The organism is Mesorhizobium sp. B2-4-6 (assembly GCF_006442775.1).
Classification (GTDB): Bacteria; Pseudomonadota; Alphaproteobacteria; order Rhizobiales; family Rhizobiaceae; genus Mesorhizobium.
Window position 1 is genome coordinate 38,205 of sequence record NZ_VFVI01000005.1, and the last position, 19,646, is coordinate 57,850.

At 64.3% G+C, this 19,646-nt stretch carries 18 protein-coding genes; 9 read left to right on the forward strand and 9 right to left on the reverse strand.

Annotation, left to right across the window (positions count from 1 at the left end; translation table 11 throughout):
* Nucleotides 1-3 precede the first annotated feature (3 nt).
* From FJ957_RS15015 to FJ957_RS15025, 3 genes are all read left to right on the forward strand, one after another.
* Nucleotides 4-723 (forward strand): glutamine amidotransferase, encoded by a 720-nt coding sequence (locus FJ957_RS15015; RefSeq protein ID WP_140832591.1) that lies wholly within the window; start codon nucleotides 4-6, stop codon nucleotides 721-723.
* A gap of 252 nt (nucleotides 724-975) precedes the next feature.
* Entirely contained in the window at nucleotides 976-2,058 is a 1,083-nt protein-coding gene (locus tag FJ957_RS15020; RefSeq protein ID WP_140832593.1) for an ATP-binding protein, read from the forward strand.
* 124 nt (nucleotides 2,059-2,182) lie between these two features.
* A complete protein-coding gene (locus FJ957_RS15025) occupies nucleotides 2,183-4,417 on the forward strand; it encodes a S8 family peptidase (RefSeq protein ID WP_140832596.1) in 2,235 nt (744 codons plus the stop codon).
* Between the two features lie 100 nt (nucleotides 4,418-4,517).
* Here the strand turns inward: FJ957_RS15025 and FJ957_RS15030 are convergent, their stop codons facing one another.
* Nucleotides 4,518-5,516 (reverse strand): membrane dipeptidase, encoded by a 999-nt coding sequence (locus FJ957_RS15030; RefSeq protein ID WP_140832598.1) that lies wholly within the window; start codon nucleotides 5,514-5,516, stop codon nucleotides 4,518-4,520.
* A complete protein-coding gene (locus tag FJ957_RS15035; protein ID WP_140832601.1) occupies nucleotides 5,513-6,961 on the reverse strand; it encodes an aldehyde dehydrogenase family protein in 1,449 nt (482 codons plus the stop codon). Before FJ957_RS15035 ends, FJ957_RS15030 begins: the two co-directional genes overlap by 4 nt.
* Nucleotides 6,962-7,061: 100 nt before the next feature.
* Between FJ957_RS15035 and FJ957_RS15040 the strand changes: the two genes are divergently transcribed.
* From FJ957_RS15040 to FJ957_RS15060, 5 genes are read left to right on the forward strand one after another with little or no spacing between them, the layout of a single operon-like run.
* The gene (locus tag FJ957_RS15040; protein ID WP_140832604.1) at nucleotides 7,062-7,970 is read left to right on the forward strand and encodes a LysR family transcriptional regulator; all 909 of its coding nucleotides are present in this window, start codon (nucleotides 7,062-7,064) and stop codon (nucleotides 7,968-7,970) included.
* Between the two features lie 14 nt (nucleotides 7,971-7,984).
* Nucleotides 7,985-8,989, forward strand: coding sequence for an Ldh family oxidoreductase (locus tag FJ957_RS15045; protein WP_140832606.1), 1,005 nt, complete (start codon nucleotides 7,985-7,987; stop codon nucleotides 8,987-8,989).
* Entirely contained in the window at nucleotides 8,986-10,641 is a 1,656-nt protein-coding gene (locus FJ957_RS15050; RefSeq protein ID WP_140832609.1) for a hypothetical protein, read from the forward strand. Before FJ957_RS15045 ends, FJ957_RS15050 begins: the two co-directional genes overlap by 4 nt.
* The gene (locus FJ957_RS15055; protein WP_140832610.1) at nucleotides 10,638-11,219 is read left to right on the forward strand and encodes a DUF3726 domain-containing protein; all 582 of its coding nucleotides are present in this window, start codon (nucleotides 10,638-10,640) and stop codon (nucleotides 11,217-11,219) included. Before FJ957_RS15050 ends, FJ957_RS15055 begins: the two co-directional genes overlap by 4 nt.
* A gap of 12 nt (nucleotides 11,220-11,231) precedes the next feature.
* Nucleotides 11,232-12,338, forward strand: coding sequence for an SAM-dependent methyltransferase (locus FJ957_RS15060; protein ID WP_140832612.1), 1,107 nt, complete (start codon nucleotides 11,232-11,234; stop codon nucleotides 12,336-12,338).
* Between the two features lie 119 nt (nucleotides 12,339-12,457).
* Here the strand turns inward: FJ957_RS15060 and FJ957_RS15065 are convergent, their stop codons facing one another.
* Entirely contained in the window at nucleotides 12,458-12,724 is a 267-nt protein-coding gene (locus tag FJ957_RS15065; RefSeq protein ID WP_140832614.1) for a hypothetical protein, read from the reverse strand.
* 134 nt (nucleotides 12,725-12,858) lie between these two features.
* Here FJ957_RS15065 and FJ957_RS15070 point away from each other — a divergent pair, with 134 nt between their 5' ends.
* Nucleotides 12,859-13,089 carry a hypothetical protein gene (locus FJ957_RS15070; RefSeq protein ID WP_140832616.1) on the forward strand — a complete coding sequence of 77 codons (231 nt, stop codon included), beginning with the start codon at nucleotides 12,859-12,861 and terminating at the stop codon, nucleotides 13,087-13,089.
* Between the two features lie 80 nt (nucleotides 13,090-13,169).
* On the opposite strand, the gene FJ957_RS15075 is transcribed toward FJ957_RS15070, so the two are convergent.
* The 6 genes from FJ957_RS15075 to gnd form a co-directional block, all read right to left on the reverse strand.
* Nucleotides 13,170-14,408, reverse strand: coding sequence for an MFS transporter (locus FJ957_RS15075; protein WP_140832618.1), 1,239 nt, complete (start codon nucleotides 14,406-14,408; stop codon nucleotides 13,170-13,172).
* A 158-nt stretch (nucleotides 14,409-14,566) separates the two neighbouring features.
* Nucleotides 14,567-15,667 carry an aminotransferase class I/II-fold pyridoxal phosphate-dependent enzyme gene (locus FJ957_RS15080; RefSeq protein ID WP_140832620.1) on the reverse strand — a complete coding sequence of 367 codons (1,101 nt, stop codon included), beginning with the start codon at nucleotides 15,665-15,667 and terminating at the stop codon, nucleotides 14,567-14,569.
* A 188-nt stretch (nucleotides 15,668-15,855) separates the two neighbouring features.
* A complete protein-coding gene (locus FJ957_RS15085; protein ID WP_140646091.1) occupies nucleotides 15,856-16,317 on the reverse strand; it encodes a MucR family transcriptional regulator in 462 nt (153 codons plus the stop codon).
* A 208-nt stretch (nucleotides 16,318-16,525) separates the two neighbouring features.
* Nucleotides 16,526-17,230, reverse strand: coding sequence for an ROK family protein (locus tag FJ957_RS15090; RefSeq protein WP_140832622.1), 705 nt, complete (start codon nucleotides 17,228-17,230; stop codon nucleotides 16,526-16,528).
* A gap of 16 nt (nucleotides 17,231-17,246) precedes the next feature.
* Entirely contained in the window at nucleotides 17,247-18,623 is a 1,377-nt protein-coding gene (gene zwf, locus FJ957_RS15095; protein WP_140832624.1) for a glucose-6-phosphate dehydrogenase, read from the reverse strand.
* Nucleotides 18,624-18,636: 13 nt separating this feature from the next.
* Nucleotides 18,637-19,644: a phosphogluconate dehydrogenase (NAD(+)-dependent, decarboxylating) gene (gene gnd, locus FJ957_RS15100; protein ID WP_140832626.1), complete on the reverse strand. Its 1,008-nt coding sequence runs from the start codon at nucleotides 19,642-19,644 to the stop codon at nucleotides 18,637-18,639.
* Nucleotides 19,645-19,646: the final 2 nt, after the last annotated feature.

Sequence of the window (19,646 nt, forward strand, 5' to 3'; positions counted from 1 at the left end):
TCCATGCCATCAAGACCGAGGCCGAGACCAAGAATCCTGATCGTGCTGCATCAGGAGAATTCGAGCCCCGGCCGCGTCGGCCACATGCTTCTGGAAGAAGGCTTCGATCTCGACATCCGCAGGCCGCCGCTCGGCGACGGGCTGCCCTGCACACTGGACGACCATGCCGGGGCCGTGGTGTTCGGCGGGCCGATGAGCGCCAATGACGAGGACGAGTTCGTCCGCCGCGAGACCGATTGGCTGGAAATCCCGCTGAAGGAGAACCGGCCGTTCCTCGGCATCTGCCTCGGCGCGCAGATGCTCGCCAACCATCTCGGCGGCAAGGTCGAGGGCCATGGCGAAGGGCTGGTCGAGATCGGCTGGTATCCGCTGAAGGCGACCGACGCCGGCAAGAAACTGCTGCACTGGCCGGAGATGGTCTACCAGTTCCACCGCGAGGGCTTTTCGCTGCCGAAGGAAGCGACGCTGCTGGCGACAGCGGAAACCTATCCCAACCAGGCGTTTCGTTACGGCGAGAATGCCTGGGGCATCCAGTTCCATGGCGAACTGACCCGGGTGATGATGCAGCGCTGGGTGGTGCGCGGCGCGCATCGCTTCGAATTGCCCGGCGCGCAGCCCGGCCGCGACCATCTCGGCGGCCGGCTGATCTGGGATATGCACCTCAAGCGCTGGCTGGGCGAGTTTCTGGCGCTGATTTTTGGCCGGCCGGCGGTGGTAGGATAGGGTAAAATCCAATTACCTTAACGGCCTGAGATGCGCTGAGGTTAGGTCAAGCTCCACTGGAAGCCTTCCCTTTTTGGCCATCTTTGAGGAATACCTGCGAGCGTGAATGCCATCTCGAAACTTGCGGCCAACAAAAGTGGTTGAACGTCGCCGGAACAGGCTTCGCGCCCTTCTATTAACGTCTTAGAGATATAGAGTATTCTGAGGTGGTTTCGCGCAAATCACTCAGGGGGTTCTGAAAGGCGCACTAACATGGCATCGGCACAACAACTTATCGGGCTCGTCAAGAGTCATGCAGAAGGTGACGAAGAACGTTTCTTCGATCTTGCCATGCAACTTGCCGCCGCCGAGGATCAGAAAGGACATACGAGGCTTGCTGAGCAGCTGCGGCAGTGGGCCGACGTGAGCCGAACGCCGCCCAGGCCCGCCATGGCAAAGCCGACACCGTTGGCGGCCCCCCGTGGTGATCTCGCCGGCTTCTTGGATGCCAGCTATCCCTCGACACGGCTGAAGGACGTTATTCTACCGTTCCACCTTGAGGATGAGCTGACACACATCGTCACCGAAACGCGCATGCGAGAGAGACTGGAGGAAAAGGGGTTGCGTCCGCGCCGGCGGCTGCTGTTTGCAGGTCCCCCTGGGACGGGTAAGACCTTGAGCGCAGCAGCCCTTGCAGGCGAGCTGCAGTTTCCCCTCTTTACCGTGTTGCTGCACGGGCTGATAACCAAATTCATGGGCGAGACGGCACAGAAACTGCGCAAAATCTTCGACGCTGTCCGCACGGTGCGGGGCGTGTATCTTTTCGACGAGATCGATGCGCTCGCCGCATCGCGCGGTTCGGTGAACGACATCGGTGAGGCTCGCCGCATCCTGAACTCGTTCCTGCAGTTCCTTGATGAGGACACCGGCCCCTCGATCATCGTTGCCACCACCAATCTTCCGGAAATTCTTGATCGGGCGGTTTTGCGTCGCTTTGATCTGGTGCTGCCATACGAGATGCCCAAAGGCCCTGCGATCGAGAAGGCCTTGCGGCGGCGATTGATCGGGTTCGAGGCGAAAAGTGTCGACTGGGCGGAAGTCGCGCTACATGCCGGCGGATTGTCGACCGCCGATATCGTCGCTGCCGCCGAAGACGCCGCAAGACGAACGGTATTGGCACATCAGGACCGCATCGAGACAATCGCCCTCATCGCCTCCTTGGACCGACGCCGCTCACTTCATGGAATAGGGGGAACGGGCGGGGATGCCGAGGGATCGCAAACACTTCATTCTGCAAGGTCTAGGAACGACGCAGGTTTTCAAGGCCAAGGCCGGCGGATCGTCAAAAAGACCTAGTGACGTCGCCAACCGCGCCGCCCATGCCCAAGCTCTGCTCCAGGCACTCGACCATCTCCCTAATGTAGCAGCCGGAGAGCGCCCGGGACTTTATCTAGAAGTCGAGGGGCGGCCGGGAGAGGCGATGGTCACCTCGGGCCTCGACGCCAGCGGCCTGACGCTCCTGAGGCTCGAACCTGCAGTAACGGCGAACCAGCAGCCCGCTCGCGCTACGGTGTTTGCTTCCGAAGACGGCATCGACAAGCTCCGGCAGAAGGTTACCGATTTCCGCGATAAAAACCGGACCAAGAAGGATGGAACGAAGGGCCGACCCTACAATGCGGATCTTGCTCAGAGTATAGGTGCGATCGTCGAAGCGGGCTTGCGGGCCTTGTGGCGCAGCCCCAATCAGAAATTCCCCGGTGGGAATGACTCGCGGCCTTGGGAAATCTGGCTTGACAAGATAGCGGCGGCCGGCTTCATCGCGGGCGCTCCCGAATATGGCGTTGTTATCAACTCCGATCGCCTGGAATTTCCCGAAGACATCGTCGTCATCGGCACAGCGACCAGCGAGGCATTGGTCCTGGCGGTGCGCCGGCTGGGCGGCGTTCGTGCACTTGCAGCGCCGACTATCACCGCCGACTATTTCGATGCGCTTGATATCGAGGAGCAGGTGGGATGGGTGGATGACGTCGTCGGCAGGACGACGTTCAACGGCGGAGCCGATACCAACTACATTACCCTGCTCGACCGTGGCGTCAGCAGGGCACACCCCCTGATCTCGCCGGCGCTTGCCGTCGCGGATCGTCATGCGGCGGAGCCGGCGTGGGGGCTGGATGATACCGTTGGCCATGGTACACAACTGGCAGGCCTAGCTCTCTTCGGCGATCTAACTGTCGCAGTACAGTCTATGAACCATATTCAGGTTCGACATCGGTTGGAGTCCGCTAAGATCATTCCGGACGCCGGCCATAATCCCCATCACCTCCTAGGCGTGGTGACGCGGAAAGGCATCAATGCCGCCGAGGCCACCGGTGACCGCCGGCGCACCTTCACGATGGCAAGCTCCACCCAGGACGACACCCCCCACGACGGCGCACCCACATCCTGGTCAAGCGAGGTCGACCAGCTGACCTCCGGCGCGTCCGGTGACAAGAAGATCAAGCGCCTGTTCCTAGTTTCGGCCGGCAACACCAACCAGAACCAATTTGGCAACCACGATTACCTCGCGGTTTGCGATCACCCCGACAATGAGGTGGAGTCGCCGGCCCAGGCCTGGAACGCGATCTGCGTTGGCGCTTATACCGAGAAGAATGTTTTGCCGGAGGGAGAGGTCGGTGTGCCGCTGGCGCCGGCCGGCGACCTCGCGCCATCCTCGCGGACGGCTAGTTGGTCATCGCATTGGCCGCTAAAGCCTGATGTCGTCTTCGAAGGCGGTAATTGGCTGGTCGACGGAGCTCCTCCGCCGATGAAGCATCCGGCACTTTCGCTCCTCACCACGGATCACCAGTACCCGCAGCGGGCCTTCACGACGACCGGTGAGACTAGCGGCGCAACAGCGCTGGCAGCACGTGCCGTGACCGAGATTTGGTTGGACTACCCCGACCTTTGGCCCGAAACCATCCGTGCTCTGTTCGTATCGTCCGCGCGCTGGACCTCTCGGATGAAGAGCCACCTACCGGCCGATCCGGCCAAGGGTGACTACGCGCCGCTGTTCAAGCGTTATGGCTATGGCGTCCCCGACCTCGATCGCGCGCGGCGCAGCGCCTCCAACGCACTGACCCTCATCGTCCAGGACACGATCAAGCCCTACCGAAAGGCGGATAGACCATCCGCACAGCACGTTCACAACGAGATGAAAGTATTCCAACTCCCGTGGCCGGTTAGTGAATTGCGCAAATTGGTCCACGCGCCTGTAAGCCTGCGCGTCGCACTGAGCACCTTCATTGATCCGAACCCGTCCGAGCCGGCACGCGGGTCGAAATTCCGATATGCGTCACATAATCTGCGCTTCAAGCTGAACCGACCCAACGAGAATCAGGTCGCCTTCCTTGCGCGCATCAGTAAGGCGGCCGAGCAACCGGATGGCCCGGCCATCGAGGAAGATGACAACTGGACCTTTGGCCGCAATCGCCGTGACGTTGGGTCGCTGCACATTGATGAATTAGTGTGCCCGGCGTCCGATCTGGCGCGCCGCAATCTCATTGCAGTACATCCCGTTGCCGGCTGGTGGAAAACCAAGACCATCCACAATCCGAAGGACATTACTGCCCGCTTTACCCTGATCGTAGAAATCGACGCCGGTGAGACGAACGCCGAACTCTATGCCGAGGTGCAAGCAGCGATCGAGCTTCTCAATGTCGTTGGAAACGTTGTCTGATCGGGTTAAGTCGTCTGACACGTAAGGCTTGTCAGCACCCTTCATCGGCCTCCAATCCTGGCACCGCTAAATGTCCGCTCCAAAAGTCTGGAGCCCGCGCCTATCTGCTCGTTGCCTGCGAATCCCGGGCGGAAGGCAGGCTAGCCTGGAGAAAACGGTGCCAGGTGCCACCGAGAACCAGCGCGGTTTCGGCCTCACCGAATCCGGCCGAGGAGAGGCCTTTCAAGAGCTTCGGAAAATCGAGGTTCGATCTGAACCAGGACGGTTGAGGCGGAAAGCTCGCGGTCGCCTGGGTCTCGCGGGTCCAGCGGCCCTCGCGCATCCAGCGCACGACGCTGTCGGGCTGGTCCTGGCAGAGATCCGAGCCGATGCCGAGATGATCTGCCCCCATGATCCCGGCCGCTTCGGCAGCCATCTTTCCGAACTGCTCCAGCGTGGTGTCCGAGCCGTTCGGGAGGTGCAGCGGATAGAGCGAAAGGCCGAGCAGCCCCTCCTTTGCGCGCAATGCCTGCAATACGGCCCTGGAGACATTGCGGTTGCTGTCGCGCAGCCAGCGCGGATTGGCGTGGCTGATGACCACCGGCCGCTCCGAGAGCGCGATCGTTTCCAGCGCGGTCCGCTCGCCCGCATGCGACAGATCGATGATCATGCCGAGCCGGTTCATCTCGGCGATGGCCTCGCGCCCCATCCGCGTCACGCCGCTGTCCTCCTTCTCCATCCAGCCGCAGCCGAGCAGCGACTGGTTGTTGTAGGTGAGCTGCATGAAGCGGATGCCGAGATCGAAGAGCATTTCGATCAGGCCGATGTCATCCTCGATCGGCATCGGGTTCTGCAGGCCAAGCAAGATCGCCGTGCGGTTCGTGGCCCGCGCCCGCTCGATGTCGCCGGCTTCGCGCGCCAGAAAGATCAGGTCCTCATTGTCGCGAAGCCAAGTGCGCCAATCGACGAGGTGGCGCACCGTCTCGCGAAAACCTTCGTGATAGCCGACCGTGGCGTGAACCGCGGTCAGCCCGCCCCGGCGCATCTCCTCGAAAATTTCGCGCGACCAGTTGCAGTATTGCAGCCCGTCGATGAGCACTCGCGGCGTGTGGCTGGTCATTCGGCCACGCCCGCGTGGATGTAGGATGTCTTGACCTGCGTGTAGAACTCGACCGCGGCGCGGCCCTGCTCGCGCGGGCCGTAGCTCGACGCGCGAACACCGCCGAACGGCACGTGATAGTCGGTGCCGGCGGTGGCCAGGTTGACCATCACGCAGCCCGAGCGCGAGGCGCGGCGGAATTTCGTCGCGCGCGCCAGCGAGCGCGTGGCAATGCCGGCCGTCAGCCCATAGGTTGTGTCGTTGGCCAGCAGGATCGCCTCGTCGAGATCGTCGGCGGCGATGACGCAGGTGATCGGCGCGAACATCTCCTCCTGGTTGATGCGCATGCGCGAGCGGCCGTTCAGGAACACGGCCGGGGCCATGTAATGGCCCCGATGCGCGAGATCGAGCGCTTCGCCGCCTGTCGCCAATTCAGCGCCCTCACTTATGCCAAGCGTCACATAATCGAGATTGGCCGAGAGCTGCTCGGCGCTGACGACCGGCCCCATCTGGACGCCGGCCGCAAGCGCATGGCCGACCTTGAGGGCCTTGGTTTTCACCAGCAGCTTGTCGACGAAGGCGTCGTGGATCGGCCGATGGACGATCAGTCGGGACGCCGCCGTGCATTTCTGCCCGGTGCCGCCGAAGGCGCCGTTCACGGCAAGGTCGACGGCGCGGTCGAGGTCGGCATCGTCCATCACCACGAACGGGTTCTTCGACCCCATTTCGAGCTGCAGCTTCACGAAGCGCGCGGCGACCAATGCCGCGATGCCGGAACCGACGGCGCCGGAGCCGGTGAAGCTCAGCCCTTGTATGTCGGCATTGGCGGCAAGCTCGCGGCCGATCGTCGATCCCGAACCCATCACAAGATTGAACAGCCCTTTCGGGATAGCTTGCCGGCCGATGATCTCGGTCAGCGCCCAGGCGCTGGCTGGGGTGATGCTGGCCGGTTTCCAGACCACGGCATTGCCGAAGGCAAGCGCCGGCGCGATCTTCCAGGACGCGGTGGCGATGGGGAAATTCCAGGGCGATACGATTGCGACGACGCCGAGCGGTTCGCGCTCGATCAGAACGTCGACGCCGGTCCTGACGGAATCGGCGGAGGAGCCGAGATTGCGCAGCGCCTCCGCGGCGAAATAGGTGAAGAACTGGCCGGCGCGATGGACCTCGCCGACGCCCTCGGGAAGGGTCTTCCCCTCCTCGCGCGAAAGCAGTTCGCCAAGCTCCTTCGAGCGCGCCATCAACTCGCGTCCGATGGCGTCGAGAACGGCGGCTCTCGCTTCGAGCCCGGCCGCGGCCCATTCGCGTTGCGCGCCTTGCGCCGCCGCCACGGCGTCATGGACGTCGGACGGCCGCGCCTGGGCAAAGCGCCCGACGATGTCGGTCACGTCGGAGGGATTGATGTCCTCGACCCAGTCGGCGCCGTCGCGCCATTCGCCTGCAACGAAGTTCTGACCGTTCAGCATCTCGTTCGACCTGCATCAATTCGGTTGACAACGACCTAACCAATGCTGTGAACTTCAATCAAGCTCAATTTTTGGCACAAATGTTCAGGCAAGCTTAACAGTGACCAAAACCATCAGCCTGACCGGCATGCGCAGCTTCGTCGCTGTCTGCGAGACCGGTGGTGTGCGCGCCGCCGCCGATCAGATCGGCCGCACCCCGTCGGCCGTGTCGATGACCTTGAAACAGCTGGAAGACGACATCGGCGCGCCGCTGTTCGAGAGCGAACGCAAGGGCGCGCTTTCGCCGGTCGGCCGCATCGTGCTCGACGAGGCGCGCGCCATGATCGCGCATTACGACCGCGCCTGCCTGGCAATGACCAGCTATGCGGCGGACCGGCAAGGCCGCTGCGACGTTGCCAGCGTGCCTTCGGTCGCCGTCACCTTGTTGCCGCGCGCCATCGCCCAGCTTCGCGCCGAGGGCAGCCGGTTCGACATCCACGTCCGCGACAGCGATTCCAGCGCCATCGTCGACGCCGTCGAAAACGGCATGGTGGAAGTGGGCCTGTGCGTGCTCGCCACCAGGCGGCCACAGCTCAGTTTCGAGCCGCTGTTCCACGAGCCGCTCGATTTCGTCTGCCCGGCCGATCATCCTCTGGCAAAATCCAAGCGCCCGTTGAAATGGGCGCAGCTCGACGGCGAGGGCTTCATTCGAAACGGCGCCGCCGCGGCGCTGGGGCTTGCCGAGACCGAGGCGCTCGCCGCCGGCTCGAAACTCACCGCGACCAATGTGAGCTCCAACCTGGCGATGGTGGAGGCAGGGCTCGGCGTCACTATCCTGCCCCGGCTCTGCCGCTGGAAAAGCAGCCATGACGTGCTCTTCATTCCCCTTGCCGACCCGCGCTCGAGCCGGACCGTCGGCTGGATCGCCAAGGAAGGCCGCAACCTGCAGCCGGCATCGCTGCGGTTCATCGAATGCATTCGCTTACAGACGCGGGCGAGCGAAGGAGAGTTCGGCTATGCGGCGGCATGATTGGTGGTGACCGGATGACGCGCCTGACGCAAGCCCGCATCGAGACGCTCGCCCGCACCGCGCTGCTGCGCCATGGCGCCAGCGAGGCGCAGGCCCGTGCGCTCGCCGCAGCCATCGCGGCAGCCGAGCGCGACGGCCTGAAGTCGCATGGCCTGATGTACCTCCCGACCTATTGCGAGCATTTGACCTGCGGCAAGGTGCTGGGGCAGGCCGAGCCGCGCTTGACGCGGCCGGCTCCGGCGGTCGTCGCCGTCGATGCCGGTAACGGCTTTGCGCACGCGGCCATCGCCACCGGCATGCCGGCGCTGATCGAGGCGGCGCGCTCGCAAGGCGTGGCAGCTCTGGCCATCCGCAACTCCTACAATTGCGGCGCGCTCGGCTATCACACCGAAAACATCGCCCGGGACGGCCTGGTCGGGTTGGGATTCACCAACGCGCCGGCCTCGATCGCGCCCTGGGGCGGCCGCAAGGCGGCCCTCGGCACCAACCCCTGGTCGCTGGCCGTCCCGGACGGGCAGGGCGGCGCGCGCTTCGTCATCGACCAGAGCGCCAGCGTCGTCGCCAAGAGCGAGGTCATCAAGCGGGCCCGCGCCGGCGAGCCGATCCCGCCCGGCTGGGCTTTCGACGCAAGCGGCGAGACGACCACCGACGCCGGCGAAGCGTTGAAGGGTACGATGGCGCCGGCGGGCGCCTACAAGGGCGTCGGCTCCGCGTTGCTGGTGGAGATCTTTGCCGCGTGCCTGACGGGAGCCAATCCCGGGCTGGTCGCCAGCCCCTTCTCCGGCACGGCCGGCGGCCCGCCTGGAACCGGCCAATTCTTCCTGGCGGTTTCGCCCGAAGCGACATCGGCCGGGACATTCGCGGGGACTCTGGAAACCGTCGCCGGCGCCTTCACCGGCGACACCAGGCTTCCGGGCACAAGGCGCTTCGGCGCGCGCGAACAGAACACCAAAGAGGGCATCGAGGTCGCGGCGGAAACGCTTGCCACCTTGGAAAAGCTCGCAGGGACCGCCGCATGACGGCGATCGCGCTGCGCCCGCCCGAGATCGTCATGCGCCTGCAGCGGCTGGGCGCCGCGCATCCGACGCGGCTCAGTTTCCTGCGCCAGTTGATCCGCCGCGCCACCAGGGAGAAATGGCGTGTGCGCAAACACCTGTTCGACCTCAACGACAATGGATTCGGGTGTGCGGTCTATGCGGTCGAGACGCCGGCAAGGACCTACAGCCTGGTTGCCTTTTCGACCCCGCTTGACGACGAGAAGCGGTCCGACCGGGTGATCGCGCAGGCCTGGGACACGAGCTACGTGCTTTACGACGGATTGCCGGACGCCGCCGAAATCGCGCGGCTGGAGGCAAATGCGCCGCTGCAGGAGGCAGGCCGCTACACCAGAAGCGAACTCGTGCTGGCGCGTGCCAACAAAAGCGTGCGGCTGTTCGAGGAAGTCGCCGCGGCACTGGCACAGGGACGACAGCCGCACGAGGAGCAGTTGCTCGGCGTCGGCTATCTGCTGCGCACCACGGCGGTTTACGGCAATGGCAAGTTCGGCATCGCCGATCGCGACGAGATCGCAACACGGCCGGAGCTTGCGGGATCCTTCCAGGCGGAAATGCTCACGGTCTGGCTGATCCGATCCTTCACGCTCGATCTTGTCGACCACATCGCCCATCGCCGCAATCCGGCCGGCGCGGCAAGGCTGGCGCCGGATTTGCGCCGAGCGCTCGGCGTGGGCAATGCAACGGGGCTCGGCATGGCTCCCTTCCTCGTTCGCCATCCGCTCTTGACGCATAGCTGGTTCCTGGCCCGCGAAACCGCGCTGGCCCGCGTCCGCGCCGAACCGCAAGCCGGTGCGATGGAACGAGACGTTTTCTTGAAGGCGCTCGCCGATCTGCGCCGGCGCGTAGCCCGCTGGCACAGCGCCGATGACCGCCAGGCCGCCGCGACCGTGTCGCTGGCCGGCGATCTCGACACGCTGGTGGAAAATTTCGACCGGCTTCTGGCGCAGCCCCGCCCCTGGGATGCGCTCTATCGCTTCGCCGAAGACCATTTCTCGCTCGAGGGGCAGGAAGCCTGCGTCTCGCTGATCCTCGAGCCGCACGGTGCCCTGATTGACGAGCTCGGCGACACGATGAAGGCCGACGAGACGCCCGGTCATGCCATTGACGGCACCATGCGCTGTGCCTCGCTTCGTCAGGCGCTTCTCGACTCCTATTCCTGGGCGGCCAAGGTCGACTTCGCTGAGCCGTCCGCCAACGCGCGCTTCTGGTATGTCTCGGCGGAGAAGCTCGAGCCCCGGCTCGGCGAACGCTTCGAGGAGGACGGCGCCGATCTCGAACAGCCTTTGGCCACCGCGCGCGACGCGCTCAGCCTGGCCGAGGCTCTTGCGAGGGAGCCACCCACGGCCAGTGTCGCGGACTTCCTGCTGCGCCGGCCGGAATGGCGCCACGCGGTGCGGCGCGCCCAGATCGTCGCCAGGTTTCCCTATGCCGAGATCCACGACAATCTGATCGGCGCCGACCTGCGGCCCGTCGACATCTTGCGCGCGAAGCTCGCTTTCTTCGGCGCGCGCAGCTTCGATCCGCGCTCCGACCGGTGGCTGCGGATCGCGCTGTTCAGCGGCGAGCCCCTGATCGAGGATGTCGCCGCCATGGCGCCGGCAGGAGAGGCGGCGTGATCGACCTGTCGCTCAACGAGGTGGAAATGCTGAGCACCAAGGCGGCGCGGGGTGGCGGATTTTCATGGGGACTGGCCGAGGATGTCGGCCGCGCGGCACGCCGGATCGCGGTCGAGGACGACAACTGGGGCGTGGCCATGCTGAGCCTTGCCGAAAACGCGTGGTCCTTCGCTGCGCCCGACCCTGCCCGCGCCGCGCGCTGGCGAAAAGGCGAGGCCGACAAGCCGGCCGAAACGCCGCTTTGCCCGATCCGAACCGCGGCTTTGCTGCTCGACGATCCGCTTCCAGCGAGCGCGCTGCCGCTGGCGATCATCGGTGTCGGCCTGCCTATCTGGCTCGACGCCATGCTGCGTCGCTCGGCCATGCGCGTAGCGCGGCCCGCGGGGCCGGTGACGCGCGCCGATGTCGTCATCGAACGCCGCCCCGAAATCGGGCTGCAGCCAGCCGCGGGCCGGCGCGGCGTGATCGACGAGCGGACGCTTGCGGCGCTCAATTCCTTAGCCGCCAGAACCTATGTGCCGGAAAGCGAAAGGTCGCGTGTGCGTGGTGCCGGCGGCGGCCGGGTGGACGACGAATAAGGGGAGAAAAAAATGAGCGCAGCCGACGGCCAGAAGATCGCCATGCGCGGAGCGGGCTATTACTCGGCCAACACCGTGGGCGCCAAATACGTCATCGACAAGGTCGGCGATCTCGTCGTCGAGGCCGTCGCCGGCATGCCACGGCTGGCGGACGGCCAGCCATTCGCCATCGCCGATTTCGGCGCGGCCGACGGCGGCACCTCGATGGACATGATGCGGCGGCTGGTCGGCGCCGTTCGGGCGAGGGAACCGGACCGGGCGATATCGATCACCTACACCGACCTGCCCCACAATGATTTCTCGACGCTGTTCCGGCTCAGCCAGGGACTGCTTGGCACCTCGACGGAGGTTCCGCTGGCCGAGACGCCCGGGCTCTATATCTTCGGCAGCGGCACCAGCTTCTATCGCCAGATCGTGCCGGACAATTCGCTCTCGTTCGGCTTTTCCGCCACGGCGATGCACTGGATCAGCAAGCGGCCCTGCATGATCGCCGACCATGTCCAGGCGGTCGGCGCGACCGATGCCGAGCGCGCGCAGTTTCGCGCCCAGGGGCTGCGCGACTGGGAGACGATCCTGCTGGCCAGGGCGCGCGAGCTCAGGTCGGGCGGCAGGCTGGCGCTGGCCAATTTCTGCGTCGACGAGGAAGGGCGCTATCTCGGACACACGACGGGGGTCGATATGTTCGACGGCTTCGCGCGCCATTGGCGCGATCTGGCCCGGGCGGGGCGGATCAGCGAGACGGAATATGTCAACGCGACGTTCCAGCAATTCTACAAGACGCCGGGCGAGTTCGCGGCACCGTTCCGCGACCCCGCTTCGCCGGTGTCGCAGGCCGGATTGAGGCTGGAAAACATCTTCACCATGGTGACGCCGTGCCCCTATGCCGAAGCCTTCCGGGTCCATGGCAATGCGCAGAATTTCGCCAGGGCCTATGTGCCGACGCTCCGCTCCTGGTCGGAAACCGTCTTTGCCAACGCGCTCGACCCCTCGCGTCCCGCGGCCGATCGTTCCGCAATCGTCGACGCTCTTTACGGCGCGTACGAAGCCGATGTCGCGCGCGCCCCCGAAGGCCATCGGATGGACTACGTCCACTGCGTGACGGAGATCGTCAAAGGATAAGTGGTACCTGTGCGCCCCGGCCTTGCGCCTGGTCCCGGTCGTGGGTCGTCACGAAAGCCACGCCGAACTTCGCGCCGCTCGGTATCAGGTGCTTGTGCGAAATCCCTGGTTAAAGAATTTCAAGGCACTGGTTCAGCGGTAAGTTCCTGTATTTTCCTGAGGAGATTTTTGACGAGCAGCTGGTAGACGCGCGTGAGTTCGTCCGGTGATAATTCGACTCTGATGTCGTACTTGCCGGAATAGTTTACCTGCAGATCGACGGTTCCGAACAGCGTCGTTGCGCCATCGCGAATGTCGGTCGCCACGGCCATGTTCGCCAATGGCTGATCCAGCAGAATGACGCCTGGTTCTCCGGGATGATTGTGCGTCGTCGTGCGTATTTTCACAACGTAACCCTCCTGTTAGGCCTTGTCCAAAATAGAAGCCATCCCCTCAAAACGCGAGGAACAAAAATGGATGGTATCGGCGCGGCCACGAATCTGTGTTATGCGCCGCCCGATCAATCAAAGGACGACAGCCTGTGAACGAACTGACCGTGGCCGAGGCGACCGAAAGCATCTACGCCTCACTCCGAGCGGACAATGCCGACATCGACGCCCATATCGCGACACTCAAGGCAGCGCTGGCACGAGAGGGGAAAAAACAGGCGGTGTTCGATCCGGCCAGATTGGTGCAGAACAACCGCGCCGGCCGCAAGCTGATGCAGGCCTATTTTCGGCAGCGTGGCGTCAGCGTCAGCTTTTCGGAGTAGAAGCTGCTCCTATCTCATCGAGCGACGGCGGCGCCTGATTGGCCCGAGTGTCGGACCAGCAGCCCAGCTCCAGAACTTTATCAGTTGCGGCTGTTGAGGTGCTGTACCTGGCGCAGCGCCGGGAACAGATAGGCCCACAGGCCGGCGACGGCGATGGCGCCGATGCCGCCGATCACCACTGCGGGAACGGTGCCGATCAGCGCCGCCATTGTGCCGGCGCGAAATTCGCCGACCTCGTTGGAGGCGCCGACAAAGACCTGGTTGACGGCGTTGACGCGGCCGCGCACCTCGTCCGGCGTCCAGAGCTGGATCAGCGTCTCGCGAATATAGACGCTGAACATGTCGGTGGCGCCGAGCAGGGCGAGCGCCACGATCGACAGCCAGGTGATGGTCGAGACGCCGAACAGCACGGTGAAGGCGCCGAACAGAGCGACGAAGCCCAGCATGATCTTGCCGGCATGGTCGCGGATAGGATGGCCGGCAAGCCAGACGGCGACGCAGATGGCGCCGATGCCCGGCGCCGAGCGCAGCAGGCCGAGCCCCCAGGGGCCGAGCTCCAATATGTCGCGCGCATAGACCGGCAGCAGCGCCGAGGCGCCCGACAGAAGCACGGCGAACAGGTCGAGCGAGATCGCGCCGAGCACGATCTTCTCGCCCCAGATATAGCCGAAGCCGGCAAACAGCGTCTGCATCGTCGGCTTGTCGGTGGCCGTCTGCTGGGCGGGCTTGGGAATGGTGAAGATGAGCGCGGCCGCGGCGAGCATCAGGACGGCGGCTGTAGCGTAGGCGACTTCCGCCGAAACGCCGTAGAGCAGGCCGCCGGCGACCGGGCCGACGATGGTCGCCGTCTGCCAGGCGGACGAGTTCCAGGCGATCGCGTTGGCGAAATCCTCCTGCGGCACCAGATTGGCGAACAGCGATGACGAGGCCGGGCCGTAGAAGGCGCGGGCGATGCCGAACATCACCAGCACGATGAAGATCGGCAGCGGGCTGGTCAGGCCGCGCAAGGCCAGAAGCAGCAGGGCCAACGCGCAGCCGGCCTCGACCAGAGTCGCCAGGGTCATGATCAGGCGGCGGCCGAAGCGGTCGGCGACCACGCCCGTGACCAGGACCAGAAGCAGCGAAGGCAGGAACTGGACGATGCCGACAATGCCGAGGTCGAACGGATCGCGGGTCAGGTCATAAACCTGCCAGCCGACGGCGACCGACACGATCATGGTGGCGAAGGTGGTGAGGAAACGCGCCGTCCAGTAGCTGAGGAACGGGCGGTGGCGGAAAGCAGCGTAGCGCTGCTCCGGGGATATTTGTTCTGCGGTCATGGAGGTAGGCCCCGTTTCGAAAAACATTGGCCAGCGGGGCACTTCCCGAATGGGCGCTGTTCCGGCCAATGAAACTTAATAAAGTTCGCGGCGCATATGCCTTCAAATCGAGTTTGGATCAAGGGCTTTTGGACTTTTCAGCCGATCGCGCGAGGAAGTTACCGCCTTAGAGCAGCCGAGATGGCTTCCAGCCCGCCGCGCAATTCCGCTTCCTTTGGCCAGCCGAAGCCGAGGCGGAAGAAGCGTTTCGGCATCTCGAACCAGTGACCGGGACCGACATAGGTGCCGTGCTCCTCCAGCAGCCGGGTATAGAACTTGTCGAGGTCGAAGCCGGCATCGACGTTGAGCCGAGGGAAGCCGACGACGCCGCCTTGTGGCCGCACCCAGTCGACGAGAGGCTCGCCGTCGATCCAGGCCTGGACGATGTCGCGCCGCCTGGCCATTTCGGGCAGAAGCGAGGCGAGAAAGGTGTCACGGCGTTCAAGCGTGGTGCGGGCGATTGCCTCGTCGATGACGCTGCCGCAGATGCCGATCTGCTCCTTGGCGGCGAGGAAGATTTCCTGGAGTTCCGGATCGAGGGTCACCAGCCAGCCGATACGGATGCCCGGAATGCCGAACGCCTTGGACAGCGAGCAGACGCTGATCGCGCTTGGGCTGAGCGAGGCCGCCGCGGGCAGGCGTTCGCCGTAGGAGAGGTCGCGATAGGTCTCGTCGACCAGCAGCCGGCACTTGTGATGTTCGGCGAGCGTAATCAACGCGTCGAGATCGGCGCGTGTCATCATCGTGCCGGTCGGGTTGTGGGGGCAGGTGACGCTGATCAGTTTCGTGTTCGGCCGCAGCTCGGCCGTGAGGCGTTCGATGTCGACGGCAAAGCCCTGGTCGAAATCGAGATCGACATAGGAGATGGCGCAGCCGATCGCCTTCGGCGTCTCGATGTTTGTGGCGTAGTTCGGCCGCACGACCACGAGATGGTCGCTGGCCGAAAGCAGCGCGGTGGCGATGATGAACAGCGCGCCGGCCGCGCCTGCGGTCACCAGCACATCGTCGGGAGAAAGGCCCCTGTCCTGCCCGGCGATCAGCGCCCGCAAGTCCTTGTCGCCGCGATGCTCGCCATAGAACAAGGTGAGGTCGGGCAGCGCGAGGCCGATGTCGGACAGTTTCTGGTCAGCGATCGAGCTTTCGGAAAGGTTGTGGCGGATGCGGCCGTAGCCGTATTCCTCCGGCGCTTCCTTCTCGATCACCATCCTGGCGTAGTTCATGGCTATGTCCCCCAGCGGTTGATCGTTCATGGAAACGACAAACCGATCGTCCTGTTTGCAATTCCGGACGCTTCACGCTTTTCCTGGAATGCTCTGGTCTCCGGCCGTATCCAAGCCATAAAAGCAGGAAGCCTGCCAAGGCGGATTCCTCGGCAGGCTTCTTAAATCATTGGTGCAGGCGCGTTATTTCAGGCCGTCGCCTTGGCCTTCCTGCCCTTTGCGGGCTTCGCCGGCACCGGTTCCGCCTTGCGGCCGAGGCCGATCGACTTGGCGAGCTGCGAGCGCGACGCCGCATAGTTGGGCGCGACCATCGGGTAATCCACGGGGAGGCCCCATTTGGTGCGGTAGGCTTCCGGCGTCAGGCCGAAATGCACGCCGATATGGCGCTTCAGCGATTTGAACTTCTTCCCGTCCTCGAGGCAGATGATGTAATCCGGCGTCACCGAGCGCCTGGGATTGACGGCGGGAACCGGCGGGGGCGCCGCGGGTTCCGCCGGCCGGCTTATCCCGCCGATCGAGGAGGCGACGCTGGCGATCAGTTCGCCCAGGCCCGAAGCAGGCAGGCGGTTTTTCGCGACATAAGCCGATACGATGTGAGCGGTGAGCTCGAGCAGGTCGACTTCCCTGGCTGTGCTGGTGTCCTCGTCCACGTAGTCCCTCCATATTGCCGCAAGGCCGCGAAAACGCTGCGGTCTTCGCGGTGTGTAATGTCAAAGCGCCGCGAGCGTTGTTTCGCGAATCCGGAAAGGTGCTTGGCGCCGCAGGCCGGCGAATTCCTAGTCGGCAAATCTGCGCGACGCAATGATCCGTCGTGTCATTACACGCTGTTTTGAACAATTGTACTGAAATGTAACAATATCAGACGATCAGCGCCTTGTCGCGCCATAGTCGAAATCCACCCGCGAAAGCGCGAGTGTTGTCGCCGCGCCGGGATTTTTCAGGCAATTCATCGAGCTTGTCGACATTGCCGCCGCCGATCACGACATAGTCCGGCTGCAAGGCGGCGCGAAGCCTGTCGACCACGTCGAAAACGTATTTGCGCCACCTTTTCTTCCCGCGCTTTACCAGGCCGCGCTCGCCGACATAATCCTCGAAACTGGCGCCTTTTTTGTAGGGCAGGTGGGCAAGCTCCATGGGCTGCCCGACATTCTTGATGATCATGGCGGCGCCCAGGCCCGTGCCGAGGCCGAGGAACAGCATGCGGCCGCCGTCATAGCTGCCGATCGCCTGCATCAGCGCGTCGTTGACCAGCTTCACCGGCTTGCCGAAGGCGGCGGTGAAATCATAGCCGTTCCAGCCCTTGCCGAGATTGAAGGGGTCGAGCGAGGGTTTGTTGTCGCGCACGGGGCCGGGATAACCCATCGAGATGACGTCGTAGTCCAGGTCCTGCGCCAGTTTCCTCACCGAAGTGACGACCTGGTCCGGGGTCAGGCTCGGCCCGGACGCGACGCGGCGCATCTCGCCGCCGGCGCTGGTGAGGATTTTTACATGCGAGCCACCGACATCGATAGCGAGCACGATCGGTTCGTTGCTCGCCGCGGCGGTTTTTGCTGTCTTCGCCATCCCGTCCTCCCCGAAGTTACTTGCTCGGATTGATCCAGCCATCGGGCGGGCCGAAGCCGTTCATGGCATCGGCCGGCCCCCAGGTCTTGGGCGCATAGATTGCCGGCGCCGTGGTGTCGCCGAGCACCGGGCCGACGATGCGCCAGGCAAGCTCTGCCGCGTCCTGGCGCGTGAAGAGCTGGCCGTTGCCGTTCATGGCGTCGCCGATCAGCCGTTCATAGGGCGGCATGTCGCCCTTGGTGTCGTCGAGTGCGGTCAGTTCAACCTGCTCGCCGATCATGTCGTCGCCGGCGACCTTGCGCTGGGCGCCGATCGAGATCGCCACCTGCGGGTCGATGCGGAAGCGCACATAATTGGCGTCGCCCGGCTTGATCGGGTCGAAGACGTCGAGCGGCGGCCGCTTCATCCGCACGATCACCTCGGTGGCGTGCACCGGCATGTTCTTGCCGGCGCGGATGAAGAAAGGCACGTCCTGCCAGCGCCAGGTGTCGACGAAGAAGCGCACCGCCGCGAAGGTCTCGACCGGCGAGTTGGGCCTGACGCCCGGTTCGGCCAGATAGCCGTCGAACTGGCCACGCACGACATCGTCCTTGGTCAGCGTGCGGATGGCGCGCAACACCTGCACCTTCTCGTCGATCAGGTCGTCGGCCGAGCGGCCGACCGGCGGTTCCATGGCCAAAAGCAGCAGGATGTTGAGCAGGTGGTTCTCGATCACGTCGCGGATGCAGCCGACATCGTCATAGAATTTGCCCCGGCCCTCGACGCCAAAATCCTCGGCCATGGTGATCTGCACGCTTTCGACGAAGTTGCGGTTCCAGATCGGCTCGAGGAAGGCGTTGGCGAAGCGGAAATAGAGCAGGTTCTGGATCGCTTCCTTGCCGAGATAGTGGTCGATGCGGAAGATCGACTGTTCGTCGAACACCAGATGCAGCACCCGGTTCAGCCAGCGTGCCGACTGCAGATCGTGGCCGAAGGGCTTTTCCACCATCAGCCGCGCGCCGCGCGCGGTGCCGGACTGCTCCAGTCCTTGCACGACGGTTTCGAACATGGTCGGGGGGACGGCCATGTAGTGCAGCGGCCGCTGCGCGGAACCCAGCGCCATCTTCAGCTTCTCGAAGGTCGCGCCGTCGCGGTAGTCGCCGCTGACATAGCGCAGCAGCGAGGCGAGCTTGGCAAAGACCTTGTCGTCGATCGAACCCAGCGCCGTGACGATGCCGTCGCGGGCGCGGTCCACCAGTTTGGGGAGTTCCCAGGGGTCGAAGGCGACGCCGATCACCGGCTCGATCAGCGTCCCCTTGGCGACCATCTGGTAGAGCGCCGGGAAAATCTTCTTGTGCGCAAGGTCGCCGGTCGCTCCGAAAAGCACCATCGTGTCGGACCTCTCCTGGCTCATGCCGTTTCTCCCCTCACGCCTTCGGCTTTTCGATATGGCCGCCGAAGGCGTAGCGCATGGCGGACAAAAGCTTGTCGGCGAATTGCGATTCGCCCTGCGAGGAGAAGCGGTCGAACAGCGCCGAGGACAGCACCGGCGCCGGAACGCCGGTGTCGATCGCCGCTTTCAGCGTCCAGCGGCCTTCGCCGGAATCGGAGACGCGGCCGCCAAACTGGGCGAGCGCCGGATCGCTCTTCAACGCGCCGGCGGTGAGATCGAGCAGCCAGGAGCCGATGACGCTGCCGTGCCGCCAGACCTCGGCGACGGCGGGCAAGTCGACGTCGAACTGGTAGTATTGGGGGTTTTCCAGCGGGCTGGTCTCGGCGTCGGCGGTGCGCTGCCTTTTGCCGGCATTGGCCGACTTCAGGATGTTCATGCCCTCGGCATAGGCGGCCATGACGCCGTATTCGATGCCGTTATGCACCATCTTGACGAAGTGGCCGGCGCCGCTTGGCCCGCAATGGAGATAGCCGAAGGGCGCCGTGCCGGCATCCTTGGGCGGGTTGTCGCCCGCATCGGCGCCTGGCGCCAGCGTGGCGAAGACCGAATCGAGATGCTTAACCGCATCGTCGGGGCCGCCGATCATCAGACAGTAACCCCGCTCCAGGCCCCAGACGCCGCCGCTGGTGCCGACATCGACGAAGTTGATGCCTTTCACCGCCAGCTTCGCCGCCTGGTCGACGGCATCGTGGTAGTAGGAATTGCCGCCGTCGATGATGATGTCGCCCGGCTCCATCAGCGCCGCGACCTGGTCGACGATCTTGCCGGTGATCGCGGCCGGCAGCATCAGCCAGGCGCAGCGCGGCTTGGCGAGCTTGCCGACGAATTCCTCCAGCGAGGCCGCGCCAATGGCGCCGTCCTTGACCATGCCGGCCACGCTTGCCGAATTGATGTCGTAGACGACGCATTCATGGCCGTCGCGCATCAGGCGCCGCACCATGTTGGCGCCCATCCTGCCCAGTCCCATCATTCCGATCTGCATGG

Excerpts from the sequence above, each read along its gene's own strand:
- FJ957_RS15015 (WP_140832591.1), top strand. The coding sequence starts at position 4 with ATGCCATCAAGACCGAGGCCGAGACCAAGAATCCTGATCGTGCTGCAT.
- FJ957_RS15020 (WP_140832593.1), top strand. The coding sequence starts at position 976 with ATGGCATCGGCACAACAACTTATCGGGCTCGTCAAGAGTCATGCAGAA.
- FJ957_RS15025 (WP_140832596.1), top strand. The coding sequence starts at position 2,183 with ATGGTCACCTCGGGCCTCGACGCCAGCGGCCTGACGCTCCTGAGGCTC.
- FJ957_RS15030 (WP_140832598.1), bottom strand. The coding sequence starts at position 5,516 with ATGACCAGCCACACGCCGCGAGTGCTCATCGACGGGCTGCAATACTGC.
- FJ957_RS15035 (WP_140832601.1), bottom strand. The coding sequence starts at position 6,961 with ATGCTGAACGGTCAGAACTTCGTTGCAGGCGAATGGCGCGACGGCGCC.
- FJ957_RS15045 (WP_140832606.1), top strand. The coding sequence starts at position 7,985 with ATGACGCGCCTGACGCAAGCCCGCATCGAGACGCTCGCCCGCACCGCG.
- FJ957_RS15050 (WP_140832609.1), top strand. The coding sequence starts at position 8,986 with ATGACGGCGATCGCGCTGCGCCCGCCCGAGATCGTCATGCGCCTGCAG.
- FJ957_RS15060 (WP_140832612.1), top strand. The coding sequence starts at position 11,232 with ATGAGCGCAGCCGACGGCCAGAAGATCGCCATGCGCGGAGCGGGCTAT.
- FJ957_RS15075 (WP_140832618.1), bottom strand. The coding sequence starts at position 14,408 with ATGACCGCAGAACAAATATCCCCGGAGCAGCGCTACGCTGCTTTCCGC.
- FJ957_RS15080 (WP_140832620.1), bottom strand. The coding sequence starts at position 15,667 with ATGAACTACGCCAGGATGGTGATCGAGAAGGAAGCGCCGGAGGAATAC.
- FJ957_RS15090 (WP_140832622.1), bottom strand. The coding sequence starts at position 17,230 with ATGGCGAAGACAGCAAAAACCGCCGCGGCGAGCAACGAACCGATCGTG.
- zwf (WP_140832624.1), bottom strand. The coding sequence starts at position 18,623 with ATGAGCCAGGAGAGGTCCGACACGATGGTGCTTTTCGGAGCGACCGGC.
- gnd (WP_140832626.1), bottom strand. The coding sequence starts at position 19,644 with ATGCAGATCGGAATGATGGGACTGGGCAGGATGGGCGCCAACATGGTG.